Consider the following 13,463-nt stretch of genomic DNA (forward strand, 5'->3'; position numbering starts at 1 on the left):
TTATGATTTTCAGGCGCTGACGAGGATCCCCTGCTCTGCAAACGCCGCCCGTAAGCGGCGGGCAAACTGCAGCGCGTGCTCGCCATCACCGTGTAAGCATACTGTGTCAGCCTGAACGCTGGCGGTTGTACCATCAACCGCTCTCACTGTTCCCTCGCGCACCATCTGAAGCGTCTGCGCCAGCGCCTGAGACTCATCGGTGATCAGCGCGTTGGGCTGTGAACGGGGAACCAGAGTTCCGTCGGTCTGATACCCTCTGTCGGCAAACACTTCCTGCCGGGTGGTTAACCCCAGCCGCTGACCGGCGCGGATAAGCTCGCTCCCCGCCAGGCCAACCAGGATCAGTTGCGGGTTGCAATCGAACACCGCCCGGGCGATGGCCTCTGCCAGCGCGGGGTCGTTGGCCGCCTGATTATAGAGCATGCCGTGCGGCTTCACGTGGCGCAGCGCGCCCTGCTGGGAACGCACTATCGCCTCGAGCGCGCCAATCTGGTAAAGCGTCTGGGCGTAGACCGTTTCGGACGGGAGATCCATCGCCGTGCGGCCAAAATTCTCCCGGTCAGGGAAGCTCGGATGCGCCCCTATCGCAACACCATTTTTGATGGCATTGCGCACGCTCGCCAGCATCGTTTGTGCATCACCCGCGTGAAAACCGCAGGCGACATTCACCGAGGTGACCAGGGTCATCAGTTCAGCGTCGGCGCTGCCGCCCTCGCCCAGATCGGCATTTAAATCAATCTTTACCATCAAGCCTCCACGCCAGTTGTTCCAGATAACGCTGCTGGTCCTGCCGCGCCTTCAGCGCCTCCTCCAGGGAGCATTGCACGAAGTGAATCGGCTGTCCGAGAGGAATTTGCGCCAGATGGTAGCGATCGGCCTCAATGATGCAGGCAATACGCGGGTAACCGCCCGTGGTCTGCGCATCGTTCATTAACACAATCGGTTGACCGTTACCCGGCACCTGAATGACGCCGGGCAATAAACCGTGAGAAAGCAGCTCGCGGTCTGTGGTACGGGTCAGCGGCTGCCCCTGAAGACGATACCCCATGCGGTTACTCTGCGGGCTAATCTTCCATGGCGAGCGCCAGAAAGACTCCTGAGACACCTCATCAAATTCCTGATACTCCGGCCCCGGCAGGGCGCGGATCTGGTTTCCCCAGAGGAGTTGCTTCACGCCCTGCGCGGTGGAAAAGTGCCGCGTTGACGGTTTTATCGCCAGACGATCGCCATCGCGCAACAAACGTCCTTCGTGACCGCCAATACCAGCTTTCTGATCGGTACTGGATGAACCCAGCACTTCCGGCACGTCAATCCCACCGGCAACGGCAAGATAACTGCGAACCCCGTGCAGCGGACGCTTTAGCGTTAAACGCTGTCCGGCTTTCGCCCGCAGCCGCCAGCCGGTCCAGACCGCTTTGCCATCAAGCGTGGCATCACACCCGGCGCCGGTTAAGGCAAACCAGGTCTCCTGACTGAATTCAATGACACACTGCCCCAGCGTAATTTCGAGCGCAGCTGTATTGCCGGGGTTACCCACCAGCACGTTGGCAATCTCCAGCGCCGGCCTGTCCAGCGCGCCACAGTAGCTCACGCCAGACTGGCGCATACCAAAGCGACCCGCATCCTGAACGGAGGTGTAAAGCCCGGCGCGAATAAGCGTTAACATACCCCCTCCTTCTGCGGGATAAAGCGAAGAGTGTCGCCAGGACGCAGGAGGACCGGCGATTCCAGCCCCGGTTCAAATAACGGCATGGATGTGTGTCCGATGAGCTGCCAGCCCCCCGGCGATGTGAGCGGATAAATGCCCGTCTGTTCGCCACCAATCGCGACGGTACCCGCCGGCACGCTCAGGCGCGGTTCAGCGCGGCGTGGCGTGTGTAACGCCGGGGAAAGTCCGCCCAGATACGGGAAGCCCGGCTGGAATCCCAAAAACCAGACCACATAATCAACGGAGGCGTGCAGCTCAACGACCTGTTTTTCGGTTATCCCGCAGTGTTCAGCCACCACGCCAAGATCGGGTCCCCCTGTGCCGCCATACACTACCGGGATCTCAATCGTGCGGGATTCCGGCTCCAGCGCTTCGCTCTCCTCCCACCAGCGCTGTAAACGCTCGATGGCATCCAGTGCCAGCGTATGCGGATTACGCAAAACCACGGTGATATTATTCATCCCCGGGATCGCTTCAACCACCTCAGGCACCTCCACCAGACGCTGCGTTAGCCGCCAGATACGCTTTTGGGTCGCAAGGGTAACGGGCGGCTCCAGCTCCAGCACCACCGCCGTTTCACCCAGAAGATAACAACGCGCTCGCTGCACTCAGGTACCTCTCATCAGGCCGGGTTAGGGATATCAATAAACGTAACATCCAGATCGGTATTTTCGGTCAGCCATTCGCTCAGGGCGCGAATGCCGCCGCGTTCGGTGGCATGGTGACCTGCCGCGTAAAAATGCAGCCCCTGTTCACGGGCTGAATGAATAGTCTGCTCGGAGACTTCACCGGTGATAAACGCATCAACACCAAAACGCGCGGCGCTATCAATGAAGCCCTGACCGCCACCCGTGCACCAGGCGACACGCTTCACCGTATCCGGACCGGTATCACCGCTCCACAGCGGACGACGTCCCAGACGCGCTTCAATCCATGAGGCCAGCTCAAGGCCCGGCACCGGCATCGACAGCTCGCCCCACGGCACCAGCGGCTCAATTTCACCCATCACGGTGATCCCTAACAGCTGCGCGAGCTGAACGTTGTTGCCAAGCTCGGGGTGCGCATCCAGCGGCAGATGATAGCCATACAGGTTGATATCATTTGCCAGCAACGTTTTCAGACGGTTGCGCTTCATGCCGCGAATGATCGGCGATTCGTTTTTCCAGAAATAGCCGTGATGGACGATGACAGCATCGGCCTCCTGACGCACGGCTTCATCCAGCAACGCCTGACTGGCGGTCACGCCGGTGATAATTTTTTGCACCGTGTCGCGCCCTTCGACCTGTAACCCGTTCGGGCCGTAGTCGCTGAAGGCGCTGCTGTTCAGTTTTTCGTTGATCAGACTTTCCAGTTCGGTGTTTTTCATCATGACTCTCTTAAGCTTTACGGGCCGCTTCGTACGCCGCCAGCGTGGCGACGCGCGCCTGTTTATGTTCAACAATCGGGCGAGGATAATCGAGCGTTACGCCCTGTTTGTCCGCCCATGCCCACGGGTCGTGGATCGCCTTAGCGGGGACCGCTTTCAGCGCAGGCAACCAGTGGCGGATAAACGTCCCGTCCGCATCAAATTTTTGTCCCTGCGTGGTGGGATTAAAAATCCGGAAGTAAGGTGCCGCATCGGTTCCGGTCGAGGCCGCCCATTGCCAGCCGCCGTTATTCGCCGCCAGATCGCCATCGATCAGCTGAGAAATAAAATACCGCTCCCCGGCACGCCAGTCGATAAGCAGATCTTTCACCAGGAAGCTGGCGGTAATCATCCGCAGGCGGTTATGCATCCATCCAGTTTCATTCAGCTGGCGCATCGCGGCGTCCACAATCGGGTAGCCGGTTTTACCCTCTTGCCAGGCCTGCAGCAGCGTCTCGTTTTGCTGCCACTGCACATTTTCGGTCCAGCGAATGAAAGGACGATGTTTACATAATTCAGGGTGATACGTCATCAGATGACGGTAGAATTCGCGCCAGATAAGTTCGTTAAGCCATACCGAACCAGCGCCCCCCTCCAGCGCCTGGGGCTGCTCTGCCAGAAGACGGTGTAAACACTGGCGCGGAGAAAGCACGCCCAGCGCTAAACAGGCCGACAACCGGCTGGTACCTTCAATGGCGGGGAAATCCCGGCGTGCGTCGTAAGCGGCCGCCCCCGTTTTGCAGAACTGGCGCAACTGCGCGATTGCCGCTTTTTCATCAGCCGGGAATAAAGCGTGGTCATACGCCTGTTGCGGATAGTCAAACGTCAGTTCAGGCAGGTTGTTTACACTCTCCCCTCGCGCGGACGGCGCGGCAACACACTCCGGCAGCGCCTCTTTCAGCCGTTTGATAAACGCATTTTTAAATGGCGTAAAGACTTTATACATCTCGCGATTGCCGGTCATCACGCTGCCCGGCGCCAGCATCACGCTGTCATCAAATCCCTGACACTCTACGTCCCCGAGGATCCGCTCCAGCTGACGATCGCGCTGCTGTTCATTGAATTCGTACTGGTAGTTGTAAAAAAGATGCGTGACGTCGTTCTGCTGACAGACCTCCTGTACCGCGCTGAGCTGAGCGGCAAAATCACTGACCTCTTTGTAAATCAACGGAATGCCTTTTTTCGCCAGCGAACGTTGCAGGGCATTCAGATGCGAACAGAGATAAGCGGCTTGACGGGGGGCCATATCATGCTGCTGCCACTGTCCGGGGGTAGCGATAAACAGCGCCAGCACGCGGGCGTGTTCAGAGCGACAGGCTGCCGCCAGGGCGATGTTGTCATGCAGGCGCAGATCCGCGCGAAACCAAACCAGATGGGTGGGCATAAAACTCCAGGCAATTGTCCATTATATCCGTAAGGGCATGCCGTAAAAGGAAAAAGGCACGTATTGAACTACTTTGCCATGAAGTGTAGACGGGATGAAATAAGGGAGTGGCAGTTTGATTACTCAGAAAAAGAAGATATGCCTGAAAACCACCCAACGGACCGCGAATCCGGAGGAACAAAAAAACCGCCACATTGCTGTAGGCGGTTTTTTTATTGCTGTGTGTAGTCTTAGTATCAGTAAAAATCACAGGTCGCTTTTTCGGCCTGATCCATCCACACCGGCTTCTCGCTGGTTTTCGCCCAGACGCGGTGCAGATAGCTGTAAAAACGTGCGCGATCTTTCCAGAACAACATCACCGGCAGGGCCAGCACGCCAGCCACTACGGCGAAAGCGCGACGCATGAACACGATATGAGCCGGATACTCTTTATAAAGATCCATATTTTTCTCCCCTGTAGTTGGCCGGAAACTGACTCCGGAAAATTCAAAAACTGTGACCTGGCTAAAATAATATCGCTTTGTTTGTAATTTTACTACTCATCCGACCACTTATTTTCACCTGTTTAGCCAAAATTTACATTCACGCCGTAATTGAGTTACAAAAAAGTTAAAGGTTTACTTACCAATAGTTAAATTGTGGGCTTTGCCATTTTTATACTTTTTTTACACCCCCCGTCCTGATTTTTGCGAAATCTTTGCGCCATAAATCCTACCGTTAGCACAAATACAAATGTCACCCGGAGGTGGATTGTGAGTGCAGGTCTTATTGCCGGCATCGTGCTGGTGTTCCTGTTATTGGGTTATCTGGTTTATGCCTTGATTAATGCGGAGGCATTCTGATGGCTGCTCAGGCGTTTTTGCTTATTGCCAGTTTTTTAGGGGTGCTGTTCCTTCTGGCAAGACCGCTGGGAACAGTGCTGGCAAGGATGATCAACAACGTGCCGCTGCCGGTGGCAGGTCGCGTTGAAAAAGGGATCTGGCGCGCCCTGGGAATCCAGGATGGGGAAATGAACTGGCGTCAGTATCTGCTGGCGATCCTGCTACTGAATATTGTCGGCCTTGTCGCCCTCTTCGCCATGCTGATGCTGCAGGGTAGCTTACCGCTCAACCCGCAGCAGTTGCCGGGTCTGTCCTGGCATCTGGCGCTGAACACGGCAGTCAGCTTTGTCACTAACACCAACTGGCAGTCCTATGCCGGGGAAACCACGCTGAGCTACTTTAGCCAGATGGCCGGGTTAACCGTGCAAAACTTCCTCTCTGCTGCCACCGGCATTGCGGTGATCTTCGCGCTCACGCGTGCCTTTGCGCGTCAAAATATCAGCACGCTGGGCAACGCATGGGTCGATCTGACACGCATCACCCTGTGGATATTACTCCCTGTGGCCCTGATCATCGCGCTGTTCTTTATTCAGCAAGGCACCCTGCAAAACCTGCTGCCTTACACGCCTTATACCTCCCTTGAAGGGGCAAAACAGCTTTTGCCTATGGGGCCGGTGGCATCGCAGGAAGCCATTAAAATGCTCGGTACCAACGGCGGTGGCTTCTTCAACGCCAACTCGTCGCATCCGTTTGAAAACCCAACCGCGCTGACCAACGTTGTACAGATGCTGGCGATCTTCCTGATCCCCGCCGCGCTCTGCTTTGCCTTTGGCGATGTGGTAAACGACCGCCGTCAGGGACGGACCCTGCTGTGGACCATGTCTCTTATCTTTGTGGTCTGCGTCGCGCTGGTGATGTGGGCGGAATGGAACGGTAACCCTCACTTCCTGACGCTGGGCGCTGACAGCGCGATCAATATGGAAGGGAAAGAGAGTCGCTTTGGCATTCTCGCCAGCAGCCTGTATGCGGTGGTCACCACGGCAGCCTCGTGCGGGGCGGTTAACGCCATGCATGACTCCTTTACGGCGCTGGGCGGCATGATCCCAATGTGGCTGATGCAGATTGGCGAAGTGGTATTTGGCGGCGTGGGCTCAGGTCTTTACGGCATGCTGCTGTTTGTACTGCTGGCGGTGTTTATCGCCGGACTGATGATTGGCCGTACCCCGGAATACCTCGGTAAAAAAATCGACGTACGGGAAATGAAATTAACCGCGCTGGCGATTCTGGTCACGCCTGCCCTCGTGCTGCTCGGCACCGCCCTGGCCCTGATGACCGACGCCGGGCGCAGCGGCATCTTTAATCCGGGTATCCATGGGTTCAGTGAGGTGCTCTACGCCGTCTCGTCTGCGGCTAACAACAACGGCAGCGCCTTTGCAGGCTTAAGCGCCAACTCACCTTTCTGGAACTGTCTGCTGGCATTCTGCATGTTTGTCGGCCGCTTCGGCGTGATTGTGCCGGTGATGGCCATCGCCGGATCGCTGGTGAATAAAAAAATTCAACCGACCACCACCGGCACATTACCGACCCACGGTGCGCTGTTTGTTGGCCTGCTGACCGGCACCGTGTTGCTGGTAGGCGCCCTGACCTTTATCCCCGCCCTCGCGTTAGGCCCGGTCGCGGAAACCCTCTCTTTACGCTGATTTTGCGGAGAATTTGTCATGAGTCGTAAACAACTGGCCCTGTTCGAACCGTCGTTAGTTCGTCAGGCGCTCATGGATGCGGTGAAAAAGTTAAGCCCGCGCGTGCAGTGGCACAACCCGGTGATGTTTATCGTCTGGGCAGGCAGCGTGCTGACTACCGCCCTGGCGATTGCCATGGGAACGGGTCACCTTCCAGGCAACGCGATGTTCACCGGAGCGATCAGCCTGTGGCTGTGGTTTACCGTGCTGTTTGCCAACTTTGCCGAAGCGCTGGCGGAAGGCCGCAGTAAAGCGCAGGCCAACAGCCTGAAAGGGGTAAAAAAGACCGCCTTCGCACGCAAATTACGTGAGCCAAAATACGGCGCGCAGATGGACCACGTGCCGGCAGATGAACTGCGTAAAGGCGATGTGGTCCTGGTGGAAGCCGGTGACATTATTCCCTGTGATGGCGAAGTGATTGAAGGGGGAGCCTCCGTTGACGAAAGCGCCATCACCGGGGAATCCGCACCGGTCATTCGTGAATCAGGCGGTGATTTCGCCTCGGTCACGGGCGGGACGCGTATTCTCTCCGACTGGCTGGTGATCCAGTGCAGTGTCAACCCGGGCGAAACCTTCCTTGACCGGATGATCGCCATGGTAGAAGGCGCGCAGCGTCGTAAGACCCCCAACGAAATTGCCCTGACCATTTTGCTGGTGGCCCTGACCATCGTCTTCCTGCTGGCCACCGCCACGCTGTGGCCCTTCTCCAGCTACGGTGGCACCGCAGTCAGCATCACCGTGCTGGTGGCGCTGCTGGTCTGTCTGATCCCAACCACCATTGGCGGCCTGCTCTCTGCCATCGGTGTGGCGGGGATGAGCCGCATGCTGGGCGCGAACGTTATCGCCACCAGCGGACGTGCCGTAGAAGCTGCCGGTGATGTGGATGTTCTGCTGCTGGATAAAACCGGGACCATCACCCTCGGCAACCGCCAGGCCTCCGAGTTTTTACCGGCCCCGGGCGTGGATGAAAAAACGCTGGCAGATGCCGCCCAGCTCTCGTCTCTTGCCGATGAAACGCCGGAAGGCCGCAGCATCGTGATTCTGGCGAAACAGCGCTTTAATCTGCGCCAGCGTGATGTGCAGAGCCTGCATGCCACGTTTGTGCCCTTCACGGCGCAAACCCGAATGAGCGGTATCAACATCCAGGACCGCATGATCCGTAAAGGTTCCGTTGACGCCATTCGTCGCCACATTGAAGCCAACAACGGTCATTTCCCACCGGAAGTGGACAATCTGGTTGAGAGCGTTGCCCGTCAGGGGGCCACACCACTGGTCGTGGCTGAAGGGGCCCATGTACTGGGGGTGATTGCGCTGAAGGACATCGTCAAAGGGGGTATCAAAGAGCGTTTCGCCCAGCTGCGTAAAATGGGGATCAAAACGGTGATGATCACCGGGGATAACCGGCTGACTGCCGCCGCCATTGCCGCAGAAGCGGGCGTGGACGACTTCCTCTCGGAAGCTACACCGGAAGCCAAGCTGGCCTTGATCCGTCAGTACCAGGCGGAAGGCCGCCTGGTGGCGATGACGGGCGACGGCACCAACGATGCCCCTGCCCTCGCACAGGCCGACGTGGCGGTGGCGATGAACTCCGGTACGCAGGCGGCAAAAGAGGCGGGCAACATGGTCGATCTTGACTCTAACCCGACCAAGTTGATTGAAGTGGTGCACATCGGTAAACAGATGCTGATGACGCGCGGTTCCTTGACGACGTTCAGTATCGCCAATGACGTGGCAAAATATTTCGCCATCATTCCCGCGGCGTTCGCGGCCACCTATCCGCAGCTTAACGCGCTGAACGTGATGCATCTGCACTCCCCGTCTTCGGCCATTCTCAGCGCGGTGATCTTCAACGCCCTGATTATTGTCTTCCTGATCCCGCTGGCGCTGAAAGGGGTGAGCTATAAGCCGCTGACGGCCGCAGCCATGCTGCGCCGTAACCTGTGGATTTACGGGCTGGGCGGGCTGCTGGTGCCCTTTATCGGTATTAAGGTTATCGACCTGCTGTTAACGCTGTTCGGGCTGGTTTAAAAGGTGAATCAAATGACGATGTTACGTCCCGCTATACTTCTGTTTATTTTGCTGTCGCTTATTACCGGTGGGCTTTACCCGCTGGTGACCACCGCGCTGGGCCAGTGGTGGTTCAAGGATCAGGCCAATGGCTCGCTGATTATACAGCAGGGTGAAAACCGCGGCTCTCGCCTGATTGGTCAGAACTTTACGGATGCTCGTTACTTCCAGGGACGCCCTTCCGCCACCGCCGAAAGCCCGTATAATCCGATAGCATCCGGCGGGAGTAACCTGGCGGGCAGTAACCCTGAGCTGGACAAAGCCATCGCTGAGCGCGTGGCGGCGCTGCGTAGCGCCAACCCGCAGGCCAGCCGGGAGGTGCCTGTGGAACTGGTGACCGCCTCCGCCAGCGGACTGGATTACAGCCTGACGCCTGAAGCGGTGGCCTGGCAGATCCCGCGCGTTGCCGCTGCCCGTCATCTGACCGTCGAACAGGTCAGTCAGCTGGTGGCAGAGCACACGCAAAAACCGCTGGTCAGTTTCATTGGTATGCCGGTAGTGAATATTGTTGAGCTGAATCTGGCGCTGGACGCGCTAAGGAAAAACTAAATGACCGACGAGCCCTTGCGCCCGGATCCTGACAGGCTGCTCGAACAAACAGCTGAAGCCCATCGTGGCAAACTGAAAGTCTTCTTCGGCGCCTGCGCGGGCGTCGGGAAAACCTTCGCCATGCTGACAGAAGCTCAACGACTTCGGGCTCAGGGGCTCGATATTCTCATCGGCGTGGTGGAAACCCACGGCCGTAAAGAGACCGCGGCGCTGTTGAAGGGGCTTGCCACGCAGCCCCCTCGCCGTATCAGCCATCGTGGCAGGCTGGTGACGGAGTTCGATCTCGACGCCGCCCTCGCCCGCCGCCCCGCCCTTATTCTGATGGACGAACTGGCGCACAGTAATGCGCCAGGCTCCCGTCACCCCAAACGCTGGCAGGATGTTGAAGAGTTACTTGAAGCCGGGATTGACGTCTTCACCACGGTGAATGTTCAGCATCTGGAAAGCCTGAACGACGTGGTCAGCGGCGTGACCGGCATTCAGGTGCGCGAAACGGTGCCCGATCCGTTCTTTGATTCCGCAGATGAAGTAGTACTGGTCGACCTGCCGCCCGATGACCTGCGCCAGCGCCTGCATGAAGGGAAAGTCTATATTGCAGGCCAGGCCGAGCGCGCCATCGAACACTTCTTTCGTAAAGGCAACCTGATTGCCCTGCGCGAACTGGCCCTGCGCCGCACCGCCGATCGTGTGGATGACCAGATGCGCGCCTGGCGCGATCTGCAGGGACAGGAACGCGTCTGGCATACGCGGGATGCCATCCTGCTGTGCATAGGTCACGGCAGCGGCAATGAAAAGCTTGTCCGTACCGCCGCCCGGCTGGCCGCGAAATTTGGCAGCGTCTGGCATGCGGTATATGTCGAAACGCCACAGCTTCACGCCCTGCCTGAAAACCAGCGTCGCGCGATCCTCAGTTCGCTGCGTCTGGCCCAGGAGCTGGGGGCGGAAACCGCTACCCTCTCCGATCCGCAGGAAGATAAAGCCATTCTGCGCTACGCGCGTGAGCACAACCTGGGCAAGATTGTCATTGGCCGTCGCCAGCACCGGCGCTGGTTTAGCCGCGAATCGTTTGCCGACAAACTGGCCCGGCGCGCGCCCGACCTGGATCTGGTGGTCGTGGCGCTGGATGACAAACCCACACCGCTCCCCAACCGCGCGCCCGACAGCCGTACCTTTGGTGATAAATGGCGCATTCAGATCCGCGGCTGTCTGATCGCCGTCGTGCTCTGCGCCCTGATAACCCTTATTGCCAGCAAATGGCTGATTGCCTTTGACGCGGCCAACCTGGTGATGATCTACCTGCTTGGCGTGGTCGTGGTTGCTCTCTTTTACGGGCGCTGGCCGTCAGTCCTGGCAACGGTGATCAACGTCATCAGCTTTGATCTGTTCTTTATTGATCCGCGCGGGACGCTCGCCGTCTCGGATGTACAGTATGTCCTCACGTTTGCCGTGATGCTCACCGTCGGACTGGTGATCGGGAATCTGACGGCGGGCGTTCGCTATCAGGCGCGTATCGCCCGCTATCGTGAACAGCGCACCCGACATTTATACGAGATGTCTAAATCGCTGGCGGTAGGCCGCACGCCGCTGGATATCGTGCAGACCAGCGAGCAGTTTATCCGCTCGACCTTTAATGCCAGCAACCTGATTTTACTCCCGGACGAGCACGGGAAATTACGCCCGCTGACGTCGGCCTCGGGCATGACGCCCTGGGATGAAGCCATTGCGCGCTGGAGCTTCGATAAAGGTTTACCGGCCGGTGCAGGGACAGACACCCTGCCCGGCGTGCCGTATCAGATCCTGCCGCTGCGCAGTGCCGATAAAAATCAGGGGCTGGTCATCGTCGAGCCGTCTAATCTGCGCCAGCTGATGATCCCCGAGCAGCAAAGGCTGCTGGAGACCTTTACGCTGCTGGTTGCCAGTGCGCTCGAAAGACTGGCGCTGACGGCGAGCGAAGAGCAGGCGCGTCTGGCAAGCGAGCGTGAAAGCATTCGTAACTCGTTGCTGGCGGCCCTCTCCCACGATCTTCGCACGCCTCTCACCGTGTTGTTTGGCCAGTCGGAAATTCTGACCCTGGATCTGGCGGCTGAAGGTTCAAAACATGCCCTGCAGGCCAGCGAGATCCGCCAGCATGTGCTGAACACCACGCGGCTGGTGAATAACCTGCTTGATATGGCACGGATACAGTCTGGCGGGTTCAACCTCAAAAAAGAGTGGCTGACACTTGAGGAAGTGGTGGGAAGCGCGCTGAAAATGCTGGAGCCCGGTCTCGGTGGGCGGCATATCGCGCTGAACATGCCTGAGCCCCTGACGTTAATTCACGTCGATGGTCCGTTGTTTGAACGTGTGTTAATCAATTTGCTGGAAAATGCGGGCAAATATGCCGGAGCAAAAGCGCAAATCGGGGTGAACGCCACGGTGGAAGATAATACGCTTCGCCTTGAAGTCTGGGATACCGGGCCCGGTATTCCTGCCGGTCAGGAAAAAGCGATTTTCGAAAAATTCTCGCGCGGCAATAAAGAGTCTGCCATTCCGGGGGTCGGGCTGGGTCTGGCGATCTGCCAGGCCATTATTGACGTCCATGGCGGCACCATTTCGGCGGAGAATCGCCCGGAAGGAGGCGCACGTTTTTGTGTTACACTTCCTCTGGAAACCCCGCCAGAACTTGATGAATTACCAGAGGATTTGTGATCAACGTCCTGATTGTTGAAGATGAACTCGCCATTAGCCGGTTTCTGCGTGCTGCGCTGGAAGGTGACGGCCTGCGCGTTCATGATGCCGGTACGCTCCAGCGCGGGTTGATCGAAGCCGCCACCCGCAAGCCGGACCTGGTGATCCTCGATCTCGGTCTGCCGGATGGCGACGGCATCGATTTTATTCGTGAGGTGCGCCAGTGGAGCCAGATGCCGATTCTGGTGCTCTCCGCACGCACCGAAGAGACGGATAAAATCGCCGCGCTGGATGCTGGCGCGGACGACTATCTCATTAAGCCTTTTGGAATTGGCGAGTTACAGGCTCGCCTTCGTGTTGCGCTACGTCGCCACAGTGCCACCGTCCCTGCCGACCCGACGTACACTTTCGGTGATGTGCGGGTCGATCTCGCTGCACGACGTATTGTTCGCGGTGAAGAGGAGATCCATCTCACCCCGATAGAGTTTCGCCTGCTCGCAGTTTTGCTCAACAACCACGGTAAGGTCCTGACCCAACGTCAGCTTCTGAGTCAGGTGTGGGGACCCAACGCTGTGGAACATAGTCACTATTTACGCATATATATGGGACACCTGCGTCAAAAACTTGAAGTTGACCCCGCTCGCCCTCGCCATCTATTAACCGAAACCGGTATCGGTTATCGGTTTATGCTTTGAATAACTATTCAAATTTATTTCTGTCAAAATTAAAGCCACTCCAAAAATAGTACCCAAATAAGCCATACGGGATATTTTCGGATTATTTTCGCTCATTCAAAACACAACCAATACAATCCGTTAACGCATCATCAACAAACCAGTGTTTTGATCTGCGATATTCATCGAAAACGAATAATTATTTCTGATTTGATCGGTTAAGGGTGATCTGTTTCACAGTTAATCGCTTTTTCCTGGATAAAATGACCATGCTTTCAATTACTGAAAGGAAAATGAAACATGGAAAACAATAATCGCTTGATGCCCCATATAAGGCGGACAACACATATCATGATGTTTGCCCACCGAAACTGCTTTGACTTCCATCTCTTTAATGCCCGGTAGTCCTTCGACTTCTGGCGCACCCGCTTGCAGGTTAACCTGAAAAA

At 57.2% G+C, this 13,463-nt stretch carries 13 protein-coding genes; 7 read left to right on the forward strand and 6 right to left on the reverse strand.

Features of this window, described 5'->3' with window-relative positions; translation table 11 throughout:
* Positions 1–9 precede the first annotated feature (9 nt).
* The 6 genes from pxpA to NQ842_RS17590 all read right to left on the reverse strand — a co-directional run bounded on the left by pxpA (position 10) and on the right by NQ842_RS17590 (position 4,940).
* Positions 10–747 carry a 5-oxoprolinase subunit PxpA gene (gene pxpA, locus NQ842_RS17565; RefSeq protein ID WP_257256132.1) on the reverse strand — a complete coding sequence of 246 codons (738 nt, stop codon included), beginning with the start codon at positions 745–747 and terminating at the stop codon, positions 10–12.
* The gene (pxpC, locus tag NQ842_RS17570; protein WP_014831109.1) at positions 734–1,666 is read right to left on the reverse strand and encodes a 5-oxoprolinase subunit PxpC; all 933 of its coding nucleotides are present in this window, start codon (positions 1,664–1,666) and stop codon (positions 734–736) included. The genes pxpA and pxpC overlap by 14 nt, the downstream gene beginning before the upstream one ends.
* Positions 1,660–2,316 carry a 5-oxoprolinase subunit PxpB gene (gene pxpB / locus NQ842_RS17575; RefSeq protein WP_163281704.1) on the reverse strand — a complete coding sequence of 219 codons (657 nt, stop codon included), beginning with the start codon at positions 2,314–2,316 and terminating at the stop codon, positions 1,660–1,662. Before pxpB ends, pxpC begins: the two co-directional genes overlap by 7 nt.
* 14 nt (positions 2,317–2,330) lie before the next feature.
* On the reverse strand, positions 2,331–3,074 hold the full coding sequence (locus NQ842_RS17580) for a type 2 GTP cyclohydrolase I (RefSeq protein ID WP_014831107.1): 744 nt from the start codon (positions 3,072–3,074) through the stop codon (positions 2,331–2,333).
* A gap of 10 nt (positions 3,075–3,084) precedes the next feature.
* Positions 3,085–4,497, reverse strand: a complete 1,413-nt coding sequence (phrB, locus tag NQ842_RS17585) for a deoxyribodipyrimidine photo-lyase (RefSeq protein WP_257256133.1) — start codon at positions 4,495–4,497, stop codon at positions 3,085–3,087.
* 236 nt (positions 4,498–4,733) lie between these two features.
* Complete coding sequence (locus NQ842_RS17590) at positions 4,734–4,940, reverse strand: YbfA family protein (RefSeq protein ID WP_013097552.1); 207 nt, start codon at positions 4,938–4,940, stop codon at positions 4,734–4,736.
* 309 nt (positions 4,941–5,249) lie between these two features.
* Between NQ842_RS17590 and kdpF the strand changes: the two genes are divergently transcribed.
* The 7 genes from kdpF (at position 5,250) to speFL (ending at position 13,419) form a co-directional block, all read left to right on the forward strand.
* Positions 5,250–5,339 carry a K(+)-transporting ATPase subunit F gene (gene kdpF / locus NQ842_RS17595; RefSeq protein WP_014069365.1) on the forward strand — a complete coding sequence of 30 codons (90 nt, stop codon included), beginning with the start codon at positions 5,250–5,252 and terminating at the stop codon, positions 5,337–5,339.
* Positions 5,339–7,018, forward strand: coding sequence for a potassium-transporting ATPase subunit KdpA (gene kdpA / locus NQ842_RS17600; protein WP_096928231.1), 1,680 nt, complete (start codon positions 5,339–5,341; stop codon positions 7,016–7,018). The genes kdpF and kdpA overlap by 1 nt, the downstream gene beginning before the upstream one ends.
* Positions 7,019–7,036: 18 nt before the next feature.
* A complete protein-coding gene (kdpB, locus tag NQ842_RS17605) occupies positions 7,037–9,085 on the forward strand; it encodes a potassium-transporting ATPase subunit KdpB (RefSeq protein WP_046888704.1) in 2,049 nt (682 codons plus the stop codon).
* 12 nt (positions 9,086–9,097) lie between these two features.
* Positions 9,098–9,673, forward strand: a complete 576-nt coding sequence (gene kdpC / locus NQ842_RS17610; protein ID WP_257256134.1) for a potassium-transporting ATPase subunit KdpC — start codon at positions 9,098–9,100, stop codon at positions 9,671–9,673.
* Positions 9,674–12,361 (forward strand): two-component system sensor histidine kinase KdpD, encoded by a 2,688-nt coding sequence (gene kdpD / locus NQ842_RS17615; protein ID WP_014831102.1) that lies wholly within the window; start codon positions 9,674–9,676, stop codon positions 12,359–12,361. It begins immediately after the preceding gene.
* On the forward strand, positions 12,358–13,035 hold the full coding sequence (gene kdpE, locus NQ842_RS17620) for a two-component system response regulator KdpE (protein WP_046888703.1): 678 nt from the start codon (positions 12,358–12,360) through the stop codon (positions 13,033–13,035). The genes kdpD and kdpE overlap by 4 nt, the downstream gene beginning before the upstream one ends.
* Before the next feature lie 279 nt (positions 13,036–13,314).
* A complete protein-coding gene (speFL, locus tag NQ842_RS17625) occupies positions 13,315–13,419 on the forward strand; it encodes a leader peptide SpeFL (RefSeq protein ID WP_003858645.1) in 105 nt (34 codons plus the stop codon).
* The last annotated feature ends 44 nt before the right edge of the window (positions 13,420–13,463 follow it).

The organism is Enterobacter cloacae complex sp. R_G8, from assembly GCF_024599795.1.
GTDB lineage: Bacteria > Pseudomonadota > Gammaproteobacteria > Enterobacterales > Enterobacteriaceae > Enterobacter > Enterobacter dissolvens.